We start from the raw sequence: 24,820 nt of genomic DNA, 5'->3' as shown, positions 1-24,820 counted from the left end.
AAGGTTGATAATTTATCTTATGTCAAATTACCAATCCCATACGGCTCTGTGCATATAGACGACCACAACCGCGTACTCGCCAGCGAATCGTAACCGGTCCTACCGCATGCCGCGATCCACCGCGCCCGGCCGGCCCCTCCTCAGCTTCTTCCGAAACGACGAAAGACAAAGAGCGCCAAGAAACGCGCCCTTTAGAACGCATTCCACCGCCGATATCACTGCAATTCCAACGGATCGCGTATAGACGAATGGCAGTGCGGGCACAATGGCGAGCACACTTATTCCGCAAACGAGAGCAAAGACTGTACGCGCGCCTCGTACCCTCGCGATAGCGGCAGTACCGATTAGAATCACTATGAACTTCGACGCGGCAAGCGCGAGTAGCCAGGTGTTCAAATTCAATGCACCGATTTCCAGGGGGGTCTCGACCAACGACCAACCGCATACGCAAAGTATGGTTATTTTTGTTATGCGATCGAGTGTGATTCTCGCCGGGTTGTATTGGTCCTCAATCCAGTCCTGCTCGGATGGAAGTTCATCTTCCACCATGTCGGCCATGGGAAAGACCGCGTCTTCTTTGCTCACTGTTGCCTCCGGGTTCCCACTGGTGCAAGCATCATGGCTGTCGGACTAAGTGGGAGATAGCCCAGTGACGCTCGCAATTACATAAAGTTGGGATACGATTCTCGGGACGTGGTATGGGTTGCACGCAACTCTGGCGCGCCACCGAGCGAATCCGGAAGTGCATGGCGCTAGTGGACCTACTCATGGCCGGGCGTCCGCAACGTCCTTCGGCGTGACCTGCCCCTGCTTGCCGCCAAAATGGGCGATCGTATAGTTGGCGACCGCGGCGATTTCGGCGTCCGTATAGGCCGCGCCAAACGACGGCATGGCGATTGCCGCGGCATGATCCGGGGCGCTGGTGCCTTCGAGGATCACCCGGATCAGGTTGGCCCGTCAATGAGATTACATTGCAGGCCAGCATCACGGCAACCAGGCGCCGGTGATTGACGACATCGCTCAACGGAACAATAAATACAACCCCAATCACATATCCAAACTGAATCGACGTCACGAGATACCCTGCCCACGTGAGCTGGACGGCAAACGACGAGGCCAGTAACGCGGTCAGCGGTTGCAGGTAGTACAGGTCCGCAGTCAGCGCTGCACAGCAGAAGGCAAACAATAAGACGCGCATCGGCGTCACCACCTGCGAGTTACTTATTTCATTCGACATAACGATCAACCAGTTTTATCAAACTACTGTATCGGCAGGCGGATTCATTGTTACCCGTTCCAGATCGGCATTCGCACTGAATCCTCAACGCAAACCTATCCGGGAAATCGGCTGAATATTCTTAGTCTCACTTAACAAGGATTAGTACGGATCGTCATTCTGGCACTCCGGGTCGGGCGTGCGATATTGCATATTCATGTATGCCGCCCCTTCTCAACAGCCTTCCCGACTGACTGCTCAAAGTTGCCGGTTCCGAGCCACGTTGACGGTATCTTTATGCGTCGAACCGGATCTTTTTCGGCGCCTTGATGCCGCATTTGTTGAAATGAACCCGTGCAAACGAAATCAAAGGGCAATGACATGTTACGTTTGCTGATTCCGCTCATCCTGAAGGCGCGCCGAAGGCCGCGCGCTGCGTGGACTTTCTCTGTGTCGAGGGCAGCGTGGCCGGGCGTGAGCTGGCGGAAATCCTCAAGTGGCACGCAGAGCAAGCGAGAACGTCCGCGCTTCATTCCCTCGGCGAATTAAGCGCGCGATGCTGAGCGCGCTGAGACAAACCTGTGCAATCCTCAACGACGCGTGTGTCCCTTATCACTGAACACGCGTATTCGGCCCGGTGACAGAAACGATCGCAGCGCGCGCCGCCGCGAAACATTCTTGCGGAGCGTCGCGGGGAGCCTGTCACGAGCGGCATGCGATGACTGGATCGTCGGAACGACGACCTTGTACGCACGATGGGCACGCCGCCGGTGAGCCTTATCGCAGGGACGACATCGCCACCCTTGGCCAGTTCGCGGTCAACCCCGCGTATCAGGACAGCCCGATCATGAGCAAGCCAGCAGTTTTCTCCCTATGGTTCACAAGCAAAGGAAATCAATGAAGAAGGCATTCAAAAAAAGGTTGCTGTGCAGTGTGCTGGGCACCGCAATGGTTGCGACGTTGAGTACAGCCGTCAATGCGACAGCGGACACTAAACCGCCAATCAGGATTGGTTATGTCGAAGGTTGGGACGACAGCGTCGCAACGTCGAACGTGGCCGCACGCATTATAGAAAAGCGCCTGGGCTATCCGGTTCGACTCGTGCCTGTGGCGGCGGGTGTCATGTGGCAGGGTGTCGCGCGGGGCGATCTTGATGCGACGCTGTCAGCGTGGCTGCCGGCGACACATGGCGCGTACTGGGAACAGTTCAAGGGGAAAGTGACCGACGTTGGCACCAATTTCCGGGATGCGAAAATTGGTTTGGTCGTACCGGCTAGCGTGCCCGAAAATAGCGTTGCCGATCTCGAAGCGCACAAAGCGGATTTCAACGATCGTATCGTGGGGATCGACGCAGGCGCGGGTGTGATGAAGAAAGCCGACGACGCCATCAAGACCTATAACCTCAGCCTGACGTTGATGCCGAGCTCGGGCAGCGCAATGACGGCGGAACTCGCTCGGCGGATGAATCAGAGCAAGCCGGTTGTTGTGACTGGCTGGGCGCCGCATTGGATGTTTGCCAGGTGGAAGCTCAAATTTCTGGACGATCCCAGGAAGGTATTTGGTGGCGCCGAGCATGTTGATAACGTGATCAACCCACAACTCGAGACGAAGGCCGCGCCTGTGGTCGCGTTCCTCAAGAAATTCCAGTGGAAACCAGGTGAGATCGATAGCGTCATGCTGGCGACCGAGAATGGCAGCAACCCTACGGCTGCGGCCGATGCGTGGATTGCGGCGCACGCGGATCGCGTCGATAGCTGGGTTGCCGGGACGCAATGACTTCCTGGTTGCGTGGCGCCTACCTGGTGTCGATGGCGAGACCCACCTGCCCTTTTTGTGCGTTTCTCGCATCGATGTGCAGGCCGGTGCCTGCACCACAAGGACATGAATTCAATGGATTCCCCTAAAGTCATGGTTGAAGGTCTCTGCAAGATTTTTGGAGACAACCCCAACGCCGCCGCTGACTTACTCGCGCGCGGCGCCACCAAGGACGAGATATTTGCCAGAACAGGCCATGTGGTCGGCGTCCACAATGTCTCGTTCGACGTTCAGGAAGGCGAGATCTTCGTACTGATGGGCTTGTCCGGGTCCGGCAAGTCCACGCTGATTCGACTGATCAACCGGCTGATCGAGCCAACAGCGGGCAAGGTCATCATCGATGGCCGCGACATCGCCGCCGTGCGACGCTCCGAACTCACGTCGCTACGGCGCACCGACATGAGCATGGTGTTCCAGTCATTCGCATTGATGCCGCAGCGCACGGTGCTGTCCAATGCCGCATTCGGCCTCGAGGTGGGCGGCGTGGGCCGCAAGGCGCGCGAACACCGTGCGCTCGAAGTGCTCGAGCAGGTCGGCCTCGCGACATTCGCGCAGAAGCTGCCGGCCGAACTGTCCGGTGGCATGCAGCAGCGCGTGGGTCTCGCGCGAGCGCTTGCGGTGAACCCCTCGCTGATGCTCATGGACGAAGCGTTCTCGGCACTCGATCCGCTCAAGCGCAAGGAAATGCAGAACGTGCTGCTGGAACTGCAAAGGAGCCAGCGCCGCACGATCCTATTCGTGTCGCACGATCTCGAAGAAGCGCTGCGCATCGGCAACCGCATCGCGATCATGGAAGGCGGCCGTGTCGTGCAGATCGGCACACCGCAAGACATCATCGCGAGCCCCGCCAACGACTACGTGCGTGCCTTCTTCGAAGGCGTCGATACAAGCCGATATCTGACGGCCGGAGATCTGATGCAGATCGACGGCGTGCCGCTCGTGTGCAATCTCGATCAGTCGAGCGTCGAAGCATCGTTGAACGGCAACGCCGAGTACGCGTTCGTGCTCGACGCGGAGCGCCGCATTCGCGGATTCGTCACGCGCGATGCGATCGGCAATGCGTCGCCGACGCTGCGCGAGCTCGAATGCATTCCGCGCGGGGCGTCGCTCGAGCAGGTGGTGTCGCGTGTGTGTGCGAACTCGACCCCGCTGCCGGTAGTCGACGATGAAGACCGCTATTGCGGCGCCGTCGATCAGGCGGACGTTCTGAAGGCAATCACGCGCCATCGGGGTGCCCATGTCTGAGATCATTCCACTTGGCCGCTGGGTCGATCAATCGGTTCACTATCTGCTCGATCACGATGCGAATACGTTCGATGCGATCGGCAAGACGATCGAAAGCTTTGCTGCGCTGATTGAGTACACCCTGCAGGCCATTCCGATGTGGGCACTGATGGCGTTCTTCATTGGCATCGGTCTGTGGCGCGTGGGCTGGCGCTTTGCGATCTTCGCGACGTTAGCGTTGTTGCTGATCTATGCGACCGGGTTCTGGAATCAGACCGTCATCACACTGGGTTTGACGTTGTCGTCGACGCTGATCAGCCTCGCCTTCGGCGTGCCGCTCGGCATCTGGACCGCGAGGAACAGGCATGTCGCGATGGTCGTGCGGCCGATTCTCGACCTGATGCAGACCATGCCCGCTTTCGTCTATCTGATTCCGGCTGCCATGCTGTTCGGCCTGGGCCACGTGCCAGGCATTCTGTCGACGGTAATTTTCGCGATGCCGCCCGCCGTGCGTCTGACGAGCCTCGGTATCCGTCACGTGAATCGCGAGATCGTCGAAGCGGGACAGGCGTTCGGCTGCACGCCATGGCAATTGCTGTACAAGGTCCAATTTCCGAACGCGTTGCCGTCGATCATGCAGGGCGTGAACCAGACGATCATGCTGGCCCTGTCGATGGTGATCATCGCGTCGATGGTCGGTGCGGGCGGTCTCGGCAACGACGTGCTCGCGAGCATCCAGCGTCTGGATGTCGGCCTTGGCTTCGAAAGCGGTCTGTCTGTCGTGCTGCTCGCGATCATTCTGGACCGCATCACCGAGAGCTTCGGCCGCTCTCCCGGCACAGCCGGCGCGCCGCGCTTCGCAGGCCTGCGCAGTGTGATGCGCATAAGACCGGAGCGGCCGGTCGCACAGCGCTGCACAGATGGAGAGCAGCACGCGGCCGCGAAAACCCCCAGCTGAAAATCAGCGAAGGCATCTCCGTGATACCGCCGTGAGATGAACAGCCGGAACGGGTCAATACGCTACTGCCTGATTTCCTGGAAACCTGGAAAGGTTGAGGCGCAACGGCCTTTGCCACTGGCTGGGTCACTGCGAAGAACGGGTTGCTGCCATCACGCACCTCGCCTATCAGATGTCGCGCGTGCGCGGGATGACGACTGCCTGGCCGTGCAATTTGCCTTCCGCGTCAAGAAGTTGCCATAGTGTTGCTTCTTCGATCATGAAGCGCTGGCCTGATTTGGCGATACGCACGCCCTTGTAGCCCGCCTCATAGCCGAGCCGCTGTACGCGTGCGAGGAACTGCTGTCGCTCCTCGCGATTCGGGGCTTCAGCTGAGAGCCGGGACGGCAGTCGGGTGATTTCATCCCAGCTATATTCAAAGCGGCGCTGCGCGGCCTTATTACCATAAATAAAGAGCGGGTCGGGATCGGTGTTGTGCGCAAGTACTGCGAACGGTGCACTCTCATAGAGCCATTCGGCAGCTTCGACTACTGGCCTGCCCTGCGGCACCAGGGGGAGACCAAGCAGCCGGGCGTAACTATCGGTAAGGAGCTGGTAAAAAGCTGGATTGCGGTGAAGTGGAATCATCTAGGACATCTCTACGAAGATCATGGGCTCTGTGCAAAGGTGGAGCATTCACGATACAGCATCTGTGATAGTGACGACGGGTCAAAATGGTCTAACGTTTACGTCAGGCATCCAACGTGCTTATAGACGAGGTTTCGATTTGCAGTTTGCTTGCCTGCCTGACGAGAGTGGCAAATGAATCCGCTTGCATTTTTCTCATGATATGGGTGCGATGCACCTGGACGGTATATTCGGTGATGCCAAGGATTGCCGCCGTCCGCCTGTTGGGCTGGCCGCTTGCGAGTAACGGCAACAGCTCCTGCTCACGAGGCGTCAGCGATTGATAGAGAGCCTGGAGCTTCGCTGCATCCTCCGCCTTCTTGTGAAGAACGTGCGCACTGGCGAGTGCCGCATCGACCGCGCGCGTCAATGTGTCTTCATAGAGAGGTTTCGTGAGGAAATCGATAGCCCCGCCCTTCATGGCGAGTACCGCGGACGGCACATCTGCCCAGCCGGTAATGAAAATGACGGGAATTCGAGAGTCCATGCTGACAAGCTTCTGGACTTCCAGGCCATTCATGTCTGGCATTCTCAAATCCAGGATCAGACATGAAACGACATTCCGACGCGGCGCACCCAGAAACTCTCCGCCGGATCTGAATGTCTGGACGTTTCTTCCGTTTGCGTGCAGCAGCGAAGAGAGTGCTTCGCGCACCCGGCTGTCGTCATCCACGACATAGACCAGTTCGTTTGCGGATTCCATGAAACCCCTCCCTTGCCAGGTGAACCGGAGGCGGTGATACGAGCTTGTTGGCTGGCTATTCCGGCGCTTTGATCAAACGCTGTAGAAGCAACATATATCGTTGTGCCCGGCCGAGACATTACATTTTTATGTAATCCGATTGATTCCAGCTTCATGTAATAGCCGCCCTTCGCCCCGCCAACTATCATCAAGGTCTCGGTGTGATCGCGGGCAGGATGAACGTCCTGCCGAGCAATTCACGGCAACCAATTCAAAAACTCCCCTTGGAGAGATAGTATGGTTTCAAAATCACTAGTGTCCGTGCTTCTTGCCGCTTGTGCCGCTGCGACTGCGCAGGGAGCAGCGGCGCAGGTGGCGGGCCAGCAGCCGATCGGAATAACGGTAGCAGAAACGGACGCTATCCTTTCGGGGTGGAGTGTCAAACGTTCGATCTTACGCAAGCCTGTATTTGACGATGATGCCGAGAAGATAGGGACGGTCTACGATATCGTCGTCGCGCCGGACAAATCGGTTTCGTATGCCATCATCAACACACAGGGATTCGTTGGGATACCTCGTCACGATGTAGCAGTTCCCATCGATCGACTGGATTTCGTCGATGGCAAACTTGTTTTGCTTGGGGCGACGCGTGACGCACTCAAAGCAATGCCTGCGTTTCAATACGCGAAACTACCTGCGATACCGAAACCACGAGATATAGACCAGCATCAGTGACATCTGCCGGTGCCGATGTCAGGCCGGAAAGTAACGGCCTGCATCTCGCTCGACGTCGCTCCGAACGCCGTCCCGGACCGAGGCCCGGTGCCGGACGAAACGCGCTCTTCGCGCAACCTCACTGCGAAGGTCGGCTTGCTGTCCGTTGACGGGTTCGAATCGAACGGCATTCTCGAAGGAAAAAACGATGCTTATCCTGAAGATCGCATTGGCTGCGACGCTGACTGTGGCCGGTCCGCTTCTCCTCGCAGCCGCGTGCTTGTGGTGCATCGGCGCGATTCGACGCGTGGCGAAGGCCGTTATGCAAATCGTTCGACAAGCGTCGCGTTCCGCAAAGCACTCTTGAGCCGATCGAATCCACGCTCACCATCCGAACTTCGAGATGAACATGGTGCGCGTCTGGGAGAAGCGAGCAAGTGAAAGCGGTCCACCGATTCCCATGCATTCGAGGAACCATAGATGTTCCTCGCGCTCTTGCTCCTGCACGCTTCTGCTCCGTGACATCGATCGTGGTGCCGATGTACTCGATCACCTGACCGGAGCGGTCCAGAATCGGATGCCCCACGGAACGGAGGGTTCTCACACCGGTATCGAAGTTCCTGAGGCGGTACGCGACTTCCAGGTCGACGCCTTCGCGCACGGCCTTCGTGAAGCTTTCCACGGTTCGGGTGCGGTCATCTGGAACAATGTCCTGCGCGACTTGCTCGTACGAAGGCAGGCCTTTCGGCGCCCTCTCCTGACCACGGCCGACGCAGGTAGCGAGGATGACCTCGTTCTGGATACCTCGTCCAGCGACGGGTTTTCGGATCGCGGTCACCTCAATGAGCAGCGGACGCTTCTGTCGTGTCTCCACTCTTTGTCGGACGCGTAATCCAGATGAGCGGGATGATCAGAATGAAGATGAACGTGGACGCATAGAAGAAATCGTCGAGACCCATGACCGCAGCCTGACTCGCGACCATCGATTCGAACGATGCATACGCGGCGCCCACATCCAGATGGAATTGCGATTGCAATGTCGCGATGGTCTGATTGAAAACCGGATTGTCGATGCTCGCCTGCTCGGTGAGTCGCACATGGTGCACCACCGTCCGATGACTCCATACGGTGCCCGCGATGGACGTGCCAACCGCGCCGCAGAAAATACGCGCGAAATTGGATAACCCTGCCGCTGCGGGAATGCGCTCAGGAGGCAATCCGGAAAGAATGATCGACACGAGCGGAACGAACCAAAGCACAGTTGGAATACCCTGGAGCAAGGTCGGTATAACCAGATGCCACGCATCTACCGTACTTACATACTGCGTGCGCATGAAGAACACACCGGACAGACCCACGAACGCCACCGACACCAGCACCCTGGCATCAAACCATTGAAGCAGGCGCCCGATAAAAGGAGAAAGTAGAACCGTGAAGATGCCAACGGGCGCCGTGACAAGGCCGGCGTCGTAAGCCCGGTAGCCGAGATACTCCTGCATCCACTGCGGCAGCAGAACGAGGTTGCCGAAGTAAAGCGCGTAGGAAACGGAAATCGCAATCGTGCCGCTGCTGAAATTGCGCAATGCGAACAGCCTGAGGTCGACAACCGGATGCGCCTCCGTCAGCTCCCACACAAGAAAGAACGCGAAGCTGACGAGGGCAATCAGCCCGAGCGCAACGATGAAGGGCGACGAAAACCAGTCAAGATCCCTCCCCTTGTCGAGCATCACCTGAAGCGCCCCGACCCACGTCACGAGCAGCGCAAGCCCTACCGCGTCGATTGGCAGTTTCTTCGTCGGCGTTTCGCGCTTTCGGTAAATGATCCAGGTGGCACCGGCCGCGATAAATCCGACCGGGATGTTGACGTAGAAGATCCAGGACCAGTTGTAATTGTCCGTGATCCAGCCGCCGAGCACCGGCCCCGCGATCGGGCCAACTGTGGCGGTCATTGCCCACAGCGCCAGCGCCATGTTGGCCCGGGCCTTCGGATAGGAGCTGAGCAGGACGGCTTGGGACAAAGGAATGAGCGGGCCGGCTACCAGGCCCTGCAAAACCCGCGCGCCCAGCAGGAACGGCAAGTCCGGTGCGATGCCGCAAAGCCACGAAGCGAAAACGAACATCAGAATCGCGCCGACGAAGAGCCGGATCTGCCCGATCTGCTGCGTGAGCCAACCCGTCAGTGGAATGGACACGGCATTGGCGGCGGCAAAGATCGTGATGACCCACGTTCCTTCATCGACCGACACCCCGAGATTACCCGAGAGGTTGGGCACCGCGACGTTCGCGATCGACGTGTCGAGAACGGTCATGAAAGTCGCAAGCGCCACCACGATCGTGGCGATCACGAGCTGGCCGCCTTGCAGCGGCGGATGCTGGACCGGTATCGCAGGAGAGGCGGGAGACGTTGATTCCTGCGTCATAAACTGTGTTCTTCGGGCTGGTTGTCGTGATCTGAGCCGCTCCTGCCGGCGCGGGACGCACCATGGAAGCAGCGTCACCTGCTTCACAGCATCCGTCGATCGCCGACGACCAAAACTTGCGTGGGGGGTAGCGTTGGCCCGCTAATTATTAAATGCTTACACCATAATGTGCCCGAAATGCATTTCTTTCGCCAGCGATTTCGACAATACCGGTCCTCTCGCGTCGGATCTGATTGGGACACAAACCCGGCATTGGATCAGCGTGCTCAATACGCGGCGTTACATTCGCACGCAGACAGCTCACCTGTCGGCGGTCAGCCTCCGACAGGCCGTTCAGCATCACCCCGCTATTCAAACCCAAAAAATTCCACCGGATTGTCGATCAGCAACAGCCGTCGTGCTGCTTCGTCTGGCACGATATCGGCGATCAGATCGACCAGATCGCCGTCGTCGGGCATGGGGCCATGAAGATTGACATGCGGCCAGTCGCTACCCCATAGCACGCGCTCGGGCGCGTGAGCAGCAATACTGCGCGCGATCGGCAAAGCATCATGAAAAGGTGCGCCCGTTCTGGAAAGACGATCGGCGCCGCTCAGCTTCACCCAGACGCGCCCCGTGTCCATCAAGCGGCGCAACGCCGCGATAGCGGCGCCGCCCGGGCCAGTGGCGATATCGGGCCGCGCCATGTGGTCGATAACGACGGGCGCATCCAGCGATTCGATGAACCCCGCGTGCTCCACGATATTGTCCCCGGCCACATGAATGGCCAGATGCCAGCCAAACCGTTTAACTCGCGCGGCAACATTGCGTATCGCGTCCAGATCGGGACGTCCCCCCAGATGCGCCAGAAAATGAAAGCGCGCGCCGCACACGCCGGCTTCGTCGTAGGCCGCGATGACTTCGTCAGAATCGGTTGGGCGAACCAGCGCCACGCCCTTGTAACGCCCGCCACCTGCGCGAAGTGCATCCAGCAGCGGCCGGTGGTCGTAGCCATGCCCCTGGCTCTGCACGATCACGGAGCGTGCGAAGCCGAAGCGTTCATGCCAATACCGTAGCGCGGTTTCGGGCGCCGAAGGCGGTGTAAAGCTCCGTTCCTCTGGCAGCGGATATCTGTCGAAGGGACCGAAAATATGACAGTGGGAATCGCAACTTCCCGCCGGAAGGGCGAGCTTCGGCGTGCGCGGATCAGCAAGAGGCGCGTCGGATTGCTTGAATGGACTCGTCATGTTCGATACTTCATGCTCCCAGTTCGTTCGCGACGCCAGCCGGCGGCGAAACCTGAAAAACGTTGATCGTCATCGAGATCAACGTGTAATAGCCGGCAAGACCGACCAGGTCCACAACACCCGCCTCGCCGAGCCGTTCGACCGCTTTCGCATACGTAACATCCGACACCTTGCGCTCGCGATGCAGCTCGAGGACAAACGCGTGGATCGCCGCCTCGTCGGCATGCGCGAAGGCAGGCGCAACACCCGTGCGGATCGCCTCCACCACTTCGGCGCTGAGGCCCGCTTCCAGCGCGATCGGTTTGTGTGCGTACCACTCGTATTCGGAGCCCCAGATGCGCGCAATGAGGAGAATGGCAAGTTCCGAAAGACGCGGTTCGAGTGATGTTTCATAGCGGCAGTAGCGTCCGAGCGCCTGCGCGTTCTGCGCAAGTTCGGGACGATGCAGCCACACGGCAAGCGGCCCGCGCACGCCTTTGCGAGGACCGCTCGCAATCGTGTCGTAGACGCCGCGCTGCGCCGGCGTCATGTGGTCCGGGTCGAGGTCGGCAATGCGTTTCATCGGTATTTCCTTTTGGTGTGACGGCGAAATGTCTGTCACGTCAAGCACGGCCATGTCATTTCGCGGATGATTCACTGGAAGCCAGGGCGACGTTGCTCGTCGTGGTGTGATTCCCCTCCTGCACCGCCAGGGGCTGCGCCTGCTCCTTGAGGTAGGCATGAAAACGCTCGATGTCGAATGCGCCTTCCCAGCGGGCGAGCGCAAAGACCGCTACCGTATTGCCGATCATGTTGGTGAGCGCAGTTGCGGTGGCCATCAGCCGGTCGATACCGAACAGCAATCCGAGGCCGCCGAGCGGCAGCGCACGCACCGACTCCATGGTCGCGGCCAGTTTGATGAATGCGCCGCCGGCGACGGTCGTTCCGCCCTTCGAGGTGAGCATCAGGACACCCAGCAATGCGATCTGCTGACCCAGCGAAAACGGTGTGTCGGTTGCCTGCGCGATGAAGCCCACCGAGAGCGCCATGTAGATGCCGGTGCCGTCGAGATTGAAGCTGTAGCCCGCCGGCAGCACGAAGCCGACCACCATCTCGTCACAACCCGCCTGCTGCAGCTTCTGCACGAGTCGCGGAAACGCCACTTCTCCGGAGGCGGTGCCGAATACCAGCAGCAACTCTTCGCGAATCATGCGCAGAACCGCGAAAAGAGACAGACCGCAACTCGCCAGAATGCCGCCGAGCACAACGACGATGAACATGATCGAGCCTGCCCAATACAGAAGAACGAGCTTCATCAGATACAGCAACGTGGCGCCCCCATAACTGCCGACGGCTGCGGCCATCGCGCCGAATGCACCGAGTGGCGCGAGACGCATGATGAAACCGAGAATCGTGAAGAGCACGCGTTGGCCCTCTCCGATACCGCGCAACAGAATCGAATCCCGTCCGACCGCGATGTTCAATGCGATGCCGGCAAGAATCGCGATCAGCAGAACCTGCAGAATATTGCCGGCGGCAAAGGCGCCGACCAGTGTCGACGGCACGATGCCCAGCAGGAAGTCGGTGACGGTCATATGCGCGGCCGATTCGGCAAATTGCGCCACTTTTGCCGTGCTCTCGATGTGCGCGGCGTGCAGCCCGACACCCGGTTTGACCACGTTCACGAGAACGAGCCCGACGAACAGCGCGAGCGTGCTGACGACTTCGAAATAGATGAGCGTCTTCGCGCCCAGCCGGCCGAGCCGGCGCATGTCCTGAGCATGCGAAAGTCCATGCACGACTGTGCAGAACACGATCGGGGCCAGCAGCATACGCAGCAAGCCGATGAACGCGTCGCCGAGCGGCTTCATCGCGATCGCTGTCGCTGGCGCGAATATGCCGAGCAGCACAGCCAGCAGCAGTGCGATCAGCACCTGAATGTGCAATTTCTTGAGTTGTCTCATCAATGTCTCCGCTTCTTGTGGTGTGCGTCGATTCGCTTTTTGCGAGCCGTGCATCGCCTGATTCGTTCAATAAGTACTGCGCAGATAGGGCGCGTACAGATTGAATGTCGAGATACCGCAACCGCAAGGCCGTCCAATCTGCGACGCGACAGCCGATGACGTGACAGGCGCGTCGAAAGCGGCAAGCATCCAGAGCGTGCCGTTTGCTTCGACGAACCCGCGCAGTTGCAACAGGTCCGCGCGCGCCGACAGCGCCTTTTCGATGGCGCCGAAGATGGCCTCCACGGGTGCACTGTCCGGTACCGGCTGGATACCCATCACGAGCAATCTGGACGCACCCTGGGGAACAGGCTGCGCGAGTGGTACGGAAGGCATCAGTCCGACGGCGGCCACGCGCGCGCGTCCGACCGTACGTGGCAGGATGCGGCGGCTCCAGGGCGTGGAATGCGCGCCCGACACCGCCCGATAAGCGTCGGTGTGCAATGCCTCCTGCGACTCGAGGTCGTACAGCGCTAGCCAGCGAGGCCAGCCATCGAGACAGACCCAACGCGAGGCACTCCTGAATCCTGGCAGCGAACGACGCTGCGGGAAGTGCTCCGTGTCGTACCAGTCGTTGAACTCCTCCTCGAGGGACGCCGGCGGCTCCATCAACACCATCAGAATCGCTGGATACCTGACCTGATTCATGCGCGCCCCCGGCCGATAAACGCGCCGATATGCTTCGCCACTTCCGCTGGCTGTTGCAAAGCCATCAGGTGACCTGCTGAAGGCACGACCGCGAAGCTAGTCCGCGCCATGCGAGCCGCCTGCAGTGCGAGCCGCTCGGGCGGACGCTGGAGATCGTGTTCGCCGGCAAGAACCAGACACGGGCACGCCAACGTCTCGAGCGCGACCGACAGGTCGATGCCACTCAATGCGCGACTGGCAAGTTCATAACCCGCAGGGTCGTGGGTGACGAACCGATCACGGTATCGGTTAAACGCCGACGCATCATTGCGCAGGACCGGCGGCCAGGAGTTGTCGAGCGTTACATCGACGATCGCCGCCATTCCCTCGCGCATGGCAAGCCCGGCGCGCTCGTGGAGATAGTGCCGACGCGCCGGGTCGACATCGAGCGCAGGCGCGCACAGCACGATACCGGCAACGTCGTCGGGAAAGCGGGCGGCGAAACTCACGGCAATCGCCGCGCCGGCTGCGGCGGCGATCAACCAGCAAGGCTGCGGCCATGCGGTCGCATCGAGCAGTTCGCGCAGGTCGTCGACCTGGTCCGTCAACGAAAAAGCCGAGTGGACCTTATCCGATTGTCCCTGGCCTCGCTGATCGTAGCGAAGCAGTCGCGTCGAGGTTTCAAGCTCCATTGCGACCTCGTCCCAGCTCTCGATGCTGCCGCCCAGTTCGTGAATCATCACCGCGCCGGCCGAACCCGATCCGCTCAGTGCGTAGCGTAGGTTGCCACCCGACAGCGCCATCCATGCCGTTTTGCTATCTGTCGGCGAAGCGTCGCCGACATCGTTCGAAATTAGCTTCAAGGTTGCCTGTCTCCGTTTCCCGATACTGTGCGCGATACGCATGCGATTGACAAAAACCTTTTTACGATGAGAAGCTATGCCGTCATGGCATGGGTCAAGACGAAGAAGTAAATCACCGGAGAGGATCATCGAAATCAGGGAATTGCGGTCCTTCGTGCACATCGCGCGCGTGGGCAGCGTCAGCCGTGCGGCCGCCGAGCTTTACATCGCGCAACCGGCTCTCAGCAGACAGATCGCGAAGCTCGAAGCCGAACTCGGCACGGCTCTGTTCGTGCGTTATGGACGCGGCGTCCGGCTCACCAGCGCAGGCGCTCAATTGCTGGAACGCGCGGAGATGATCATTAATTTCGTCACACAGACGAGCGAACAGGTCCGCGCATCGACCGATCGTCTGAGCGGCCATATCGCACTGGGCTTGCCCACGGCGGTCGGTGCGTGGGTTTCCGCGCCGATTGTCGAAGCGTTTCGCGAACGATGGCCCGCGGTCGCGTTGCACATGCGCGAAGGCTTGAGCAGTTCGCTGCAGGAATGGCTTCTCGACCGCCGCGTCGATCTGGCGATCGTCTACAACCAGCCGCCGCTCGAGGCATTCGACGTGCGGCCGCTATGCAGCGAAGCGATGGTCATCGTGGGGCCGCCCGATGACACCTTGATTCAGGAGCGTGGCGGCGAACCGCTGCGGATTCGCGACCTCGCCGAACTCTCGTTCATCATGCCGGGCTTTCCGCACGCGAATCGGCGCGTTCTCGAACAGGCTGCCGTACAGCATGGCGTGCATCTGCGCATCGCTCTGGAAGTGGACAGCGTGACGCTCACCAAGGCACTCGTGCGCCGCGGCCTGGGATATTCGCTGCTCACCTATACGGCGATCAAGGAAGAGGTCCAGCGCGGCGAACTGAAGGCGCTGCCCATCGAGCGCCCGGCCATCCGATCGACTGTCGCGCTGGCCACCCTGCGTGAACAACGCGCGTCGCGGCTGGTGCGCACCATGTCGGACGTGGTCGCGGAAAAGCTGCACGACCTCGCCACGATCGGTGCATGGAAAGACCACGTCACGTGGCTTGGCGACGACACTCAGGTGCTGGAGGAAGCGTGACGGGATGCCGCGCGTGCGCTCACGCGGGCAGGCGTCGCTCAGAATTTATGCCGAAAGCCCACGCGCAGCACGGTTTGCGAGTCGGATGACGACGGCGTCAGCAGATTGATCGCCGCCACAGCGCGCTTGCCGGTCGAGTCGACGCCCGCCGCATGCTGGTAGACGCCGAGCACATACAACGTTGTCCGCTTCGACAAGAAGTACTGCGCGCTCATCTCTCCCTGGTGGTAGCGTGCGCCGTCGTTTCCGCCGGCGCCGTTGCCGTCTGTGAAGTCATACGCTGCGCCCAACAGCCAGTCAGGGGTGGGACGGTAGCGGAAGCTGACCTCCGCGTTGTTGAACATGGCCGTGCCCGTGTAGTGCACCGGATTCGGACCCGAACTCGCGTCACCCATGTTGCTGAAGCGCACATTCGAGTACGTGACTGCCGCCGTCCCCTTGCCGATCGTGTAGGCAGCAGCAGCGCCGATCGACGTGTAACTGCGCGCCGACATGAAGCCGCTATACACCGGCGTGACCGTGCCGTTTGCAGTCGCTGCCGTAAGCGTGGTCTGCGAGTTGTTGCCGAAGAAACTGAGGTTAGGATTGCGGGCATTGATCATCGCGACGCCGAGGCTCAATGGCCCGTTCGCGTAACCCGCGCCGAGCGACCACACCTGGTTGCGCGAAACATCGCCGGCCACGCCGCCAAGACTGTACACGCCGCCAAAGGTGAAACCGCCGAAGGTCGGACTCGTGTACTTGATCGAGTTGTTGGTACGGTAGCTATTGTTGAAGTTGTCGAGGTCGCCCGGGTGCGCCGAGATATAGCCGCCCCAGTTGTCTGCTGCAGCAATCTGGCCGACATAGTCCACCACCGAATCGTATTGACGGCCCAGCGTCACCGACCCGAACCGTTCGCTCGCGAGGCCGACATAAGCCTGCCGGCCGAACAGCAAGCCGCCCTGCCCCAGGCCGCCATTGTTGACGTTAAAGCCGTTTTCGAGGAAGAACAACGATTTGAGACCGCCGCCCAGATCTTCGATGCCCCTAAAGATGACCCGGCTGCCATTGTTCACGCCGCTCGACATCATGTACTGATGCGCTCCGCCGGCGTTGGTCACGTCGTTGATGCCGACGTCGATCACGCCTGCCAGGGTCACGCTGCTCTGGGCATACGAGAGTTGTGGCAAGGTCGCCGCGACGGCAACCGCGAGCAAGGTCTTCTTCATCTGATTCTCCGGGTTTTATCGATGTAGGTGAAGCAAAAAGGCGCAGGTATGCCTGAAGCACTTACGACCCATGGACGAGCACGGCCGAACCACGTCGATCCCGAGTGGTTTGAACTCGCCGCAGCCGGCGCAAGTGCACGACTTGACGTCTCGGCGTCACGAAATACGTGAGCCGCGCGCGTCGCGCAAAGAAGGGGAAGGAAGCACTCAGCCAGGACGGCAGAGGGCAATAAACGAGGTGGTATTCAAGTTGCGTCTCCATTTTTCCAGCACTTTGCCTGTGGAGACGCTCGCTGACAAAAACCTTTTGTCGATAGCAAGTCATGCCGGCACGGCATGACTTGCATCGCTTCCTGCTTCATCGTCCGGCCCCGGGCACGCGGGTTGCGTCCGCTACCATCACGGCGGCGAGAATGCCGCGCTACGATCGCGGAGGACACAATCATGAGACAAACCGTATTAGGCGTGTTCGATAGCTATGCCGATGCACGCTCGGCACAACGGATATTGGGCGAAGCTGGCGTAGCCCAGGCCGATATTGCCATCTATTCCATGTCAAATGACGCACCCGTCGAAAAGGGGCCGCGTGTTTATGCACCGGGCAGCGGCGATGTGCGCCATCACAACCCGGTATTCGATCAACTCGAGCAGTTGTTTTCACGTCTGTTCAAAAGTGGCCAGTATCCGCCGGAAACCGAGGACTACAGAGAATTGATCCGTCGCGGCGGAACGATCGTCAGCGCCGACGTTTCCGAAATGCAAGTCGACCTCGCTCGTGATTTGATGCGCCGTACCGGCGCAGCCGACATCGAGGAAAGCGCCAAGGTATGGCGAAATGGTTCCGTAGAGACGGGTCTCGCAGAACCCGCGTTGCATCGGGATAGCTTGACGACCCGCGATTACTCCAATCGCGAGGAGCCTGCGGCCGGAGGCACGGTGATGCAGGGCACTGCTACTTCTTCGGCAGGGGCGAAGATGGTAGGTGGGATGCAACAGGTAGCGACGCGTACGGAGGGGCTCGGATCGACTGCGTCCAGGGAGAACGAGCAGCAGTTATCGGGGGAACCCGCCGTCGGTCTCACGCGTACACCCGAGGGCGGGCGCGAGAGTGTCAAATCACGCGCAGCGTACCCGCCAGATGACAGCACGAGCGGGACAAAAACGGAGCGGACATCTGGGACAGGCCCTGTGACCGATCCCGTCATGGGTACTCCGCTGGACGACGCTCCCTATGACGATCAATTTCGCGAGGACTATGACGCTCACTACGCGAACACCGGTGCGTCATACGACGAATATCAGCGAGCCTACACGCACGGCGCCACGCTCGGAAAAGACGAGCGGTATCGCGGCCATGACTGGCAAGGGGTGGAAGCGAACGCTCGCGAGAATTGGGAGTCGCGCTACCCGGAAAGTGGCTGGGAACGATTCAAGGCTGCCGTGCGGCACGGTTGGGACCGGGTTACAGGCGGCTAAGGCTAATGGTGGTGTTCGGGACCCCGGCGATCCCTGGATTGGTAGCGGCGTCGGGGCCTGTGAACATCGATCCGCACACGCACTTCAAACCGGCACGGTTACGTGCACCGCCGTCCCATAACACAGCACCTCTGTGATGCCCCTGGCTATCTCGGTCGCGTCATACCGCATGCCGATGATGCCGTTCGCGCCCAGGTCCGCAGCCTGCGCAATCATGCGTTCGTATGCATCCTGTCGCGCCCGCTCACACAGCGATGTGTATAGCGTGATGTTGCCTCCGAAGATCGTCTGCAAAGACGCTCCAAACGCGCCGACGATAGATCGGGACCGCACGATGATTCCACGCGAGACGCCGAAAGAGCGTTCAATCCTGTGCCCTGGAAGCTCGAACGCGGTCGTAACCATATGTCGTTCTATCATTGCTTTCTCAATGTCGAGTTTTCACCGCTCCCGCGAAGCCGTCACCCCAGGATCAGGACGTTGATTGTTTCCGTGTCGCGGTTTTGGATGCGGCGCGGCGAGGCTTACCCGTCTCGTCGGGAGATCTCGGACGCTTGGGTGTCGTGGCTTGATTCGTTTTGGCGGTTGCCAACCGCAGCCTTAGTTCGTTGAGTTCCGTGACGTATGCGGTGTTCGAATGGCGAAGGGCTTCAAGACTCCCTTCCACGACACCTGCGCGATGGCGCGCATCGCCAAGCTGAACCTGTAACGCCCGGATTTCCTCCCGATGTCGGCTCTCGCCCTGTTCCGCCCGGCGCGCCGCGGCAGCGAGATCCTTATGGAGGCGCGCGCCGGTGCTACGCTCCCGCTCGATCTCAAGCAATGCCCGTTTCTCAGCCGCCCGCAGACGCTCTTCCGCCAGCGCCGCGCTACCGCGCAACTTTTCCAGCTCACCCGAAAAATCCGCCCTCGCCTGCACCAGTGCACGATCACGCGCGCCGATCTCGTCCTGCTGCCGCGCGATTTCAGTTTCGAGCGCCCGACGCGTCGCCTCGCCCGCAGCTTGCGCCTGCTCGAGTTCCTGAATCCGCACCTGCGCATTGAGCAACGCACCGGTGCGCTGCTCGAGCGCCGTTTCGGTTCGCGCGAGCTCGGCCCGCAGTGTCTCTACCCCCTTGCGCGCCTCGACCTTCTCCGCTTCGGCGTCGGCCCGCAGTGCCTCGAGCGCCGCTTGTGCCGAGGTGGCGGACTTAGTCCACAGCGCGGCGACCAACTCCCCGGCTGCCGCCTGCAGATCCGCCGGCAGGTCCGGATGCTCGATCCGCACCCTGCTCTTCTCGCGCAACTCAACCCAGAACTCGCCAAGCACCTGAGTCGGCGTACTCATGCTGCCGCGTTTCACCAGTTGATACAGCCGGTTTGCGGTCGGCGTAACGCCGAAGCGGAAGAACAACAGCGCGCAGACCTCCCGATACAACTCGCGGGTTTTCGGGAATTCGGCTTTCAGGCGATCGATTTCACCAGCGAGGCGCGTTTCATCAGGCAGGGCATCGGACATGGGAAGGGCTTTGGGTTGATTTAGTCAATAATATAACGTAAATCGTTAAATATCCAACCCACATCATCTTCTAACGATGAGTAACCTTGAACATGCTGCTGAATGAACCAGAACGAATGCCGCCGCCCGATCCGCACATCGGACTGTGGATTCGACCACGGTGGCGTGAAGCTACAGCCGGGATGGGGACGGAGACGGAGACGGGAATAAACGACGTGGCGGCGGCATCGGCCGACGCCACGATCCCTGTTACGAGATCGAGACGCCCAATAGCTTCCCGACGCCGAATGTAAATCCCGCGGCAATGAGACCGATGACGATCTGCCGCATGGCGGAGAACCCCGCGCTGCGTCCGTTGAAGAGCGAGGTAAAGACCCCAATGGACGCGAGCGCAAGCGTGCTAAGGACGACGCACTGCACGATCGCATTGAGCCCATGTGTCCACAGGAACGGCATCACCGGAAAAATTGCGCCGACCGAGAACAGGCAAAACGAGACTCCCGCAGCGGACCACGGATTGCCGCCCAACTCGGCGGGATCGAGTCCGAGTTCCTCACGCGTCAGGGTATCGAGCGCCTTGTCCTTGTCGCGCATCATTTGCGATGCCACCCGTTTGGCCTCGATTGCGTCAAGACCCTTCGCGCGATAGATCAGCGCCAGCTCGTGCTCTTCGGCTTCCGGCGACATCTCCAGTTCTTCCGCTTCTTTAGCAATCTGCGTCGTGGCCAGTTCGCGCGCATTGGTCACCGACAGCCATTCACCCAATGCCATCGAACACGCGCCGGCGATCAGGCCGGCGAGCCCGGTGAGCAGGATCGCCTTGTTGCCGGTTCCCGCACCGGCCACGCCCATGATCAGGCAGAAGTTCGAAACGAGGCCGTCGTTCGCACCGAGCACGGCCGCGCGCAGATCGTTACCCGACGAGACGCCCTTATGCCACGACTCCGCTGCGGCGATGCGCGCACCTTGCGACAGGTCCAGGTCACCGCCGCCGTGAGCGAGGGTCTGGACCACCGCCGCGTGGTGATGCTCGTCGGCCGACATGCGGCCCGCGTCCGGCTGCCCCTGGTATTTGTTACGGTCGGCGTATTCGGCCGCAGCGAGCGTGGGCAGCACGAAACCCGCGCCGAACATGCGCACAAGTGTTTTCATCAAGCGGGTCTTCACGGCCTGGCCGCTGCCCTTCGGCTGGATGCCGTTCGCTCTCAGCTTATCGGCCCAGACCTGTGCATGATCGTGCTCCGACTTCGCGAGGTCACTGTAGACCTGCTTGCGTGTGTCGTCCTTCTCGACTTTCGCGAGCGTGTCATAGAGCGCGGCGCTATGGAGTTCATCAGAGAGATTGGCTCTGTACCGTTTGACTTCATGTTTGGATGCCATGTGCCGTGCCTGCTTATCGGGTCGCTAACAACGAAGCGTAGTCGATTCAGGCACGGAAAATCATGAAGCCCCTAAAACCCATCTTTAGCGAGAACGCCACCGATTCTCATCCCGATTCTGTTCCGCACGATGTTCTCTTCAGCATGCTCATACGTGTCCTCATCGGGGATAGGTTCTCACCACCAGATCATTGCGGCGCGGGTGCCGTCCGATATCCCCGCCGGCCGACAGCTAGGGCAAGTATGGCGGATACCGCAAGACTCGCCGCCACCACAAAAAGCCCGGCCGCATAGCCCCCCGTCACGCTCTTCAGCCAACCAATTGCAAACGGTCCGACAAAACCGCCAAGATTGCCGATCGAATTGATCATGGCGATGCCGGCCGCCGCACCGGCGCCCGAGAGAAAGGTGCTCGGCATGGCCCACAACGGCGCCTTGGCCGCGCTAATACCCACGTTCACGAGGATCAGTGCGAGCACCACTGCAACGACGGTGTCCGCAAAGCCGGCCCATGCGAGCCCGACACCCGCTACAACGCATGGAATCACCACATGCCACGTGCGCTCGCCAGTGCGATCCGAATGGCGAGCCCACATCACCATGCCGACCACGGCCAGCACGCTGGGAATCGCATTCAATGCGCCAGTGCCAAGCGCGCTAAAACCGAATTGACGAATGATCAGCGGCGCCCACAGTCCGAGCGTATAAAGACCCGCGGACGTGCCGAAGTAAATCATCGACATGATCCACACGCGCGGATCGCGCAGCGCCGCGAGTGCGCCGGCCGCGTGCCCAGCCTGGGACTCGCGTCCCGCCCGTTCTTCGCGCAAGGTCGCGATAAGCCACGCCTTCTCATCCGCGGCGAGCCAGCTCGCCTTTTCCGGTGAATCGGTGAGTGCTTTCAAAACCACGAATCCGAGAACGACCGCAGGAATCGCTTCGATGAGGAACAGCCATTGCCAGTCTTTCAAACCGAACAGCGCCGGCATCTGCATGAGGGCGCCTGAAATGGGCGAGCCGATTGCCGTCGACAAAGGCGCGGCCGCCATGAACGCGGCCGCCGCAACCGCGCGCTGCCGGGCGGGAAACCATTGGCTGAGATAGAGAATGATGCCCGGGAAGAAACCCGCCTCCGCCACACCGAGCAAGAAACGCAGCGTGTAGAACGAGTTCGGTCCGACGACAAACGCGGAAGCCGCCGACACCAGCCCCCACGTCACCATCACGCGTGCAATCCAGATGCGCGCACCGACCTTGTTGAGAATGAGGTTCGACGGTACTTCGAACAGAAAGTATCCGAGAAAGAAGATGCCGCCGCCCAGGCCGAACATGGTTGGCGAGAGGCCGAGGTCTTTGTTCATCGTCAGCGCCGCGAAACCCACGTTCACACGGTCGAGGAAGCTCACAAAGTAAAGCAGCATGACGAAGGGCAAAATGCGCCACGTCAGCTTGCGAACCACACGGGCTTGCAGTTCATTGGTCATGCCTGTCTCCGTACTTTTAATCGCCCGTGACGTGTTCGTCCGGGCGTTATGTTTTTGTGTAACGCACGCGCTGTGGGCTGCGCGTGGCGTGTTCTGCGGTGTTTGGCGTGCTCAGGCTGCCTTGAACTGCGCCGCCGGTTCCGCTGCGAGGATGGCACATACCGCATCGGTCACCTGCGCTGTCGTGGCCGTGCCGCCGAGGTCGCCGGTATGCAGCGCCGGGTCAGCCGTGATGCGCTCGATGGCATTCATCAATCGCTGGGCGGCGGCCGTCTCGCCAAAATGTTCGAGCATCATCACGACCGACCAGAATGTGCCGACCGGATTGGCAAGACCTTTGCCCATGATGTCGAAAGCGGAACCGTGAATCGGCTCGAACATCGACGGATAGCGGCGCTCGGGGTCGAGATTCGCGGTCGGCGCGATGCCGAGGCTGCCGGCCAATGCCGCCGCCAGATCGCTGAGAATGTCCGCGTGAAGGTTCGTCGCGACAATCGTGTCGAGGGTTGCGGGACGGTTGACCATGCGGGCCGTCGCAGCGTCGACGAGTTCCTTGTCCCACTTGACGTCGGGAAACTCCTTCGATACTTCCAGTGCAATCTCGTCCCACATGACCATCGCGTGACGTTGCGCATTGCTCTTGGTGATCACTGTCAGCAGCTTGCGCGGCCGCGACTGGGCGAGGCGGAACGCGAACCGGAGAATCCGCTCGACGCCTGCGCGGGTCATCATCGAAACGTCCGTTGCCACTTCGAGGGGATGGCCCTGGTGCGCGCGGCCGCCGACGCCGGAGTACTCGCCCTCCGAGTTCTCGCGAACAATGACCCAGTCGAGGTCCTTCGGCCCACAACGCTTCAACGGTGCGTCGATGCCTGGCAGGATGCGCGTGGGACGCACATTCGCATACTGATCAAAGCCCTGGCAGATCTTCAGGCGCAAACCCCAGAGCGTCACGTGATCGGGAATATGCGGGTCGCCCGCCGAGCCGAACAGAATCGCGTCCTTGTTGCGAATGGCGTCCAGCCCATCGGCCGGCATCATCACACCGTGCTGACGATAAAAGTCGCCACCCCAATCGAAGTTCTCGAACTCGAATCTGAAGGCGTCGCTTCGTGCGGCAATGGCTTCGAGAACCCGTTGGCCCGCGGGCACGACTTCCTTGCCGATGCCGTCGCCGGGAATGGTTGCGATCTGGTAGGTCTTCACTGGCGTCTCCATGACGTTGAACGTAGGACAGCATCCTAGAACAAGGGTCGCGCGCGAAAACGCTGCTAGACTTAAAGCATCCTTAACCTTGAGTTAATAATGGGCTGCTCATGCGCTACCTGGCGGCCGGCTCACCGATCTGCTCAACTGCCTCCTCAACATGACCTCGTCGATACAACCGGACGACCTCGCCTTCTTCTCCACGCTCGCTGCAAGCGGCAGCCTGACGGCGGCTGCGCGTGAACTCGGCTTGAGTACGGCAGCCGTGAGCAAGCATCTGTCGCAAATGGAATCGCGTGCAGGCGTGTCGCTCGTCAACCGCACGACACGGCGCATGAGTCTCACGCCGGAGGGCGAACTCTATCTGACGCGCGCGCGGCGCATTCTGAGCGAAATGGATGACCTGGCGCAGTTGCTGGGCGGCTCGCAAGCGGCACCGAAAGGCCTGCTGCGCGTGAACGCGACGCTCGGGTTCGGCCGCAGTCATGTGGCGCCGCTGATATCCCGGTTTGTGCGGCGCTTTCCCGAGGTGGACGTGCAATTGCAGCTCTCTGTCGATCCGCCGCCCATCAGCGACGACGCCTTCGACGTTTGCGTGCGCTTCGGCGAACCGCCGGAAGCGCGCGTGATTGCGCGCCGGGTCGCGTCGAACCGGCGGCTGCTTTGCGCATCGCCCGCGTATTTCGTCGACCGGCGCGCGCCACGCAATCCGGCGGAGCTATCGCAATACAACTGCATCGGCATTCGTCAGGGCGATGATGGCTACGGGCTGTGGCGTCTGACCACCGGACGCGGGTCGACCGAACAGACCGAGACGGCTCGCGTGCGCGGCAACCTCACCACCAATGACGGCGAGATCGCGGTGAAGTGGGCACTGGACGGCCACGGCATTCTGATGCGGGCGGAATGGGATATCGCGGAGTATCTCGCCGATGGCCGCCTGATTCATGTCCTGCCGGAATACCGTACGCCGGGCGCCGATATTTACGCGGTGTACCCGCAACAGTTGCAGATGACTGCCCGGGTCAAGGCGTTCGTCGATATGTTGATAGAGACGCTGGGAGCGCGCTGAGTCAT

24 protein-coding genes are annotated in these 24,820 nt (G+C 60.4%); 7 read left to right on the top strand and 17 right to left on the bottom strand.

Features of this window, described 5'->3' with window-relative positions:
• Positions 1 to 99: 99 nt before the first annotated feature.
• Together PQR53_RS35000 and PQR53_RS34995 are read right to left on the bottom strand one after the other, a co-directional pair.
• Positions 100 to 585, bottom strand: a complete 486-nt coding sequence (locus PQR53_RS35000; RefSeq protein ID WP_408464563.1) for a hypothetical protein — start codon at positions 583 to 585, stop codon at positions 100 to 102.
• A 180-nt stretch (positions 586 to 765) separates the two neighbouring features.
• Positions 766 to 891 (bottom strand): hypothetical protein, encoded by a 126-nt coding sequence (locus PQR53_RS34995; protein ID WP_408464561.1) that lies wholly within the window; start codon positions 889 to 891, stop codon positions 766 to 768.
• 1,273 nt (positions 892 to 2,164) lie between these two features.
• On the opposite strand from PQR53_RS34995, the gene PQR53_RS34990 reads away from it, so the two are divergent.
• The 3 genes from PQR53_RS34990 to choW all read left to right on the top strand — a co-directional run bounded on the left by PQR53_RS34990 (position 2,165) and on the right by choW (position 5,213).
• Positions 2,165 to 2,992, top strand: coding sequence for a glycine betaine ABC transporter substrate-binding protein (locus PQR53_RS34990; RefSeq protein WP_408464571.1), 828 nt, complete (start codon positions 2,165 to 2,167; stop codon positions 2,990 to 2,992).
• A gap of 114 nt (positions 2,993 to 3,106) precedes the next feature.
• Positions 3,107 to 4,276, top strand: coding sequence for a quaternary amine ABC transporter ATP-binding protein (locus tag PQR53_RS34985; RefSeq protein WP_408464559.1), 1,170 nt, complete (start codon positions 3,107 to 3,109; stop codon positions 4,274 to 4,276).
• Entirely contained in the window at positions 4,269 to 5,213 is a 945-nt protein-coding gene (choW, locus tag PQR53_RS34980; RefSeq protein ID WP_408464557.1) for a choline ABC transporter permease subunit, read from the top strand. The genes PQR53_RS34985 and choW overlap by 8 nt, the downstream gene beginning before the upstream one ends.
• A gap of 168 nt (positions 5,214 to 5,381) precedes the next feature.
• Here choW and PQR53_RS34975 read toward each other — a convergent pair whose 3' ends face one another.
• Together PQR53_RS34975 and PQR53_RS34970 are read right to left on the bottom strand one after the other, a co-directional pair.
• A complete protein-coding gene (locus tag PQR53_RS34975) occupies positions 5,382 to 5,840 on the bottom strand; it encodes an MEKHLA domain-containing protein (protein ID WP_408464555.1) in 459 nt (152 codons plus the stop codon).
• 103 nt (positions 5,841 to 5,943) lie between these two features.
• Positions 5,944 to 6,582: a response regulator transcription factor gene (locus PQR53_RS34970; protein ID WP_408464553.1), complete on the bottom strand. Its 639-nt coding sequence runs from the start codon at positions 6,580 to 6,582 to the stop codon at positions 5,944 to 5,946.
• Between the two features lie 276 nt (positions 6,583 to 6,858).
• Here PQR53_RS34970 and PQR53_RS34965 point away from each other — a divergent pair, with 276 nt between their 5' ends.
• Positions 6,859 to 7,296: a PRC-barrel domain-containing protein gene (locus PQR53_RS34965; protein ID WP_408464551.1), complete on the top strand. Its 438-nt coding sequence runs from the start codon at positions 6,859 to 6,861 to the stop codon at positions 7,294 to 7,296.
• A gap of 118 nt (positions 7,297 to 7,414) precedes the next feature.
• Here the strand turns inward: PQR53_RS34965 and PQR53_RS34960 are convergent, their stop codons facing one another.
• The 7 genes from PQR53_RS34960 to PQR53_RS34930 all read right to left on the bottom strand — a co-directional run bounded on the left by PQR53_RS34960 (position 7,415) and on the right by PQR53_RS34930 (position 14,393).
• Positions 7,415 to 8,149 (bottom strand): PAS domain-containing protein, encoded by a 735-nt coding sequence (locus tag PQR53_RS34960; RefSeq protein WP_408464549.1) that lies wholly within the window; start codon positions 8,147 to 8,149, stop codon positions 7,415 to 7,417.
• The gene (locus tag PQR53_RS34955; protein WP_408464547.1) at positions 8,115 to 9,695 is read right to left on the bottom strand and encodes a DHA2 family efflux MFS transporter permease subunit; all 1,581 of its coding nucleotides are present in this window, start codon (positions 9,693 to 9,695) and stop codon (positions 8,115 to 8,117) included. The genes PQR53_RS34960 and PQR53_RS34955 overlap by 35 nt, the downstream gene beginning before the upstream one ends.
• Before the next feature lie 347 nt (positions 9,696 to 10,042).
• Positions 10,043 to 10,921 (bottom strand): amidohydrolase family protein, encoded by an 879-nt coding sequence (locus tag PQR53_RS34950; RefSeq protein WP_408464545.1) that lies wholly within the window; start codon positions 10,919 to 10,921, stop codon positions 10,043 to 10,045.
• Positions 10,922 to 10,931: 10 nt separating this feature from the next.
• Positions 10,932 to 11,483, bottom strand: coding sequence for a carboxymuconolactone decarboxylase family protein (locus tag PQR53_RS34945; RefSeq protein ID WP_408464543.1), 552 nt, complete (start codon positions 11,481 to 11,483; stop codon positions 10,932 to 10,934).
• A 55-nt stretch (positions 11,484 to 11,538) separates the two neighbouring features.
• Positions 11,539 to 12,864: a cation:dicarboxylate symporter family transporter gene (locus PQR53_RS34940; protein ID WP_408464541.1), complete on the bottom strand. Its 1,326-nt coding sequence runs from the start codon at positions 12,862 to 12,864 to the stop codon at positions 11,539 to 11,541.
• Between the two features lie 66 nt (positions 12,865 to 12,930).
• Positions 12,931 to 13,551: a hypothetical protein gene (locus tag PQR53_RS34935; protein ID WP_408464539.1), complete on the bottom strand. Its 621-nt coding sequence runs from the start codon at positions 13,549 to 13,551 to the stop codon at positions 12,931 to 12,933.
• A complete protein-coding gene (locus PQR53_RS34930) occupies positions 13,548 to 14,393 on the bottom strand; it encodes an alpha/beta fold hydrolase (protein ID WP_408464537.1) in 846 nt (281 codons plus the stop codon). The genes PQR53_RS34935 and PQR53_RS34930 overlap by 4 nt, the downstream gene beginning before the upstream one ends.
• A 142-nt stretch (positions 14,394 to 14,535) precedes the next feature.
• On the opposite strand from PQR53_RS34930, the gene PQR53_RS34925 reads away from it, so the two are divergent.
• Positions 14,536 to 15,489, top strand: a complete 954-nt coding sequence (locus PQR53_RS34925; RefSeq protein WP_408464535.1) for a LysR family transcriptional regulator — start codon at positions 14,536 to 14,538, stop codon at positions 15,487 to 15,489.
• Between the two features lie 38 nt (positions 15,490 to 15,527).
• On the opposite strand, the gene PQR53_RS34920 is transcribed toward PQR53_RS34925, so the two are convergent.
• On the bottom strand, positions 15,528 to 16,700 hold the full coding sequence (locus PQR53_RS34920; protein ID WP_408464533.1) for a porin: 1,173 nt from the start codon (positions 16,698 to 16,700) through the stop codon (positions 15,528 to 15,530).
• A gap of 444 nt (positions 16,701 to 17,144) precedes the next feature.
• On the opposite strand from PQR53_RS34920, the gene PQR53_RS34915 reads away from it, so the two are divergent.
• A complete protein-coding gene (locus PQR53_RS34915; RefSeq protein ID WP_408464531.1) occupies positions 17,145 to 18,176 on the top strand; it encodes a hypothetical protein in 1,032 nt (343 codons plus the stop codon).
• Positions 18,177 to 18,260: 84 nt separating this feature from the next.
• Here the strand turns inward: PQR53_RS34915 and PQR53_RS34910 are convergent, their stop codons facing one another.
• The 5 genes from PQR53_RS34910 to PQR53_RS34890 all read right to left on the bottom strand — a co-directional run bounded on the left by PQR53_RS34910 (position 18,261) and on the right by PQR53_RS34890 (position 23,743).
• Positions 18,261 to 18,596, bottom strand: coding sequence for a YbjQ family protein (locus PQR53_RS34910; RefSeq protein ID WP_408464529.1), 336 nt, complete (start codon positions 18,594 to 18,596; stop codon positions 18,261 to 18,263).
• A gap of 52 nt (positions 18,597 to 18,648) precedes the next feature.
• Positions 18,649 to 19,674 carry a DNA-binding protein gene (locus PQR53_RS34905; protein WP_408464527.1) on the bottom strand — a complete coding sequence of 342 codons (1,026 nt, stop codon included), beginning with the start codon at positions 19,672 to 19,674 and terminating at the stop codon, positions 18,649 to 18,651.
• A 249-nt stretch (positions 19,675 to 19,923) separates the two neighbouring features.
• The gene (locus PQR53_RS34900) at positions 19,924 to 21,054 is read right to left on the bottom strand and encodes a VIT1/CCC1 transporter family protein (protein WP_408464525.1); all 1,131 of its coding nucleotides are present in this window, start codon (positions 21,052 to 21,054) and stop codon (positions 19,924 to 19,926) included.
• Positions 21,055 to 21,241: 187 nt separating this feature from the next.
• Positions 21,242 to 22,537, bottom strand: coding sequence for an MFS transporter (locus PQR53_RS34895; protein WP_408464523.1), 1,296 nt, complete (start codon positions 22,535 to 22,537; stop codon positions 21,242 to 21,244).
• Positions 22,538 to 22,648: 111 nt separating this feature from the next.
• On the bottom strand, positions 22,649 to 23,743 hold the full coding sequence (locus PQR53_RS34890) for a tartrate dehydrogenase (RefSeq protein ID WP_408464521.1): 1,095 nt from the start codon (positions 23,741 to 23,743) through the stop codon (positions 22,649 to 22,651).
• Between the two features lie 160 nt (positions 23,744 to 23,903).
• Here PQR53_RS34890 and PQR53_RS34885 point away from each other — a divergent pair, with 160 nt between their 5' ends.
• Positions 23,904 to 24,815, top strand: a complete 912-nt coding sequence (locus PQR53_RS34885) for a LysR family transcriptional regulator (RefSeq protein WP_408464519.1) — start codon at positions 23,904 to 23,906, stop codon at positions 24,813 to 24,815.
• The last annotated feature ends 5 nt before the right edge of the window (positions 24,816 to 24,820 follow it).

Origin of the sequence: Paraburkholderia fungorum, from assembly GCF_046027605.1 — a bacterium.
In the GTDB taxonomy this organism is placed as follows: Bacteria; Pseudomonadota; Gammaproteobacteria; order Burkholderiales; family Burkholderiaceae; genus Paraburkholderia; species Paraburkholderia fungorum_F.
The sequence above is the reverse complement of the archived record's forward strand: the minus strand, read 5'-3'. Positions and strand labels throughout refer to the sequence as shown.

Excerpts from the sequence above, each read along its gene's own strand:
- PQR53_RS34995 (WP_408464561.1), bottom strand. The coding sequence starts at position 891 with ATGCCGTCGTTTGGCGCGGCCTATACGGACGCCGAAATCGCCGCGGTC.
- PQR53_RS34990 (WP_408464571.1), top strand. The coding sequence starts at position 2,165 with ATGGTTGCGACGTTGAGTACAGCCGTCAATGCGACAGCGGACACTAAA.
- PQR53_RS34985 (WP_408464559.1), top strand. The coding sequence starts at position 3,107 with ATGGATTCCCCTAAAGTCATGGTTGAAGGTCTCTGCAAGATTTTTGGA.
- choW (WP_408464557.1), top strand. The coding sequence starts at position 4,269 with ATGTCTGAGATCATTCCACTTGGCCGCTGGGTCGATCAATCGGTTCAC.
- PQR53_RS34975 (WP_408464555.1), bottom strand. The coding sequence starts at position 5,840 with ATGATTCCACTTCACCGCAATCCAGCTTTTTACCAGCTCCTTACCGAT.
- PQR53_RS34970 (WP_408464553.1), bottom strand. The coding sequence starts at position 6,582 with ATGGAATCCGCAAACGAACTGGTCTATGTCGTGGATGACGACAGCCGG.
- PQR53_RS34965 (WP_408464551.1), top strand. The coding sequence starts at position 6,859 with ATGGTTTCAAAATCACTAGTGTCCGTGCTTCTTGCCGCTTGTGCCGCT.
- PQR53_RS34955 (WP_408464547.1), bottom strand. The coding sequence starts at position 9,695 with ATGACGCAGGAATCAACGTCTCCCGCCTCTCCTGCGATACCGGTCCAG.
- PQR53_RS34950 (WP_408464545.1), bottom strand. The coding sequence starts at position 10,921 with ATGACGAGTCCATTCAAGCAATCCGACGCGCCTCTTGCTGATCCGCGC.
- PQR53_RS34945 (WP_408464543.1), bottom strand. The coding sequence starts at position 11,483 with ATGAAACGCATTGCCGACCTCGACCCGGACCACATGACGCCGGCGCAG.
- PQR53_RS34940 (WP_408464541.1), bottom strand. The coding sequence starts at position 12,864 with ATGAGACAACTCAAGAAATTGCACATTCAGGTGCTGATCGCACTGCTG.
- PQR53_RS34935 (WP_408464539.1), bottom strand. The coding sequence starts at position 13,551 with ATGAATCAGGTCAGGTATCCAGCGATTCTGATGGTGTTGATGGAGCCG.
- PQR53_RS34920 (WP_408464533.1), bottom strand. The coding sequence starts at position 16,700 with ATGAAGAAGACCTTGCTCGCGGTTGCCGTCGCGGCGACCTTGCCACAA.
- PQR53_RS34915 (WP_408464531.1), top strand. The coding sequence starts at position 17,145 with ATGAGACAAACCGTATTAGGCGTGTTCGATAGCTATGCCGATGCACGC.
- PQR53_RS34910 (WP_408464529.1), bottom strand. The coding sequence starts at position 18,596 with ATGATAGAACGACATATGGTTACGACCGCGTTCGAGCTTCCAGGGCAC.
- PQR53_RS34905 (WP_408464527.1), bottom strand. The coding sequence starts at position 19,674 with ATGTCCGATGCCCTGCCTGATGAAACGCGCCTCGCTGGTGAAATCGAT.
- PQR53_RS34900 (WP_408464525.1), bottom strand. The coding sequence starts at position 21,054 with ATGGCATCCAAACATGAAGTCAAACGGTACAGAGCCAATCTCTCTGAT.
- PQR53_RS34895 (WP_408464523.1), bottom strand. The coding sequence starts at position 22,537 with ATGACCAATGAACTGCAAGCCCGTGTGGTTCGCAAGCTGACGTGGCGC.
- PQR53_RS34885 (WP_408464519.1), top strand. The coding sequence starts at position 23,904 with ATGACCTCGTCGATACAACCGGACGACCTCGCCTTCTTCTCCACGCTC.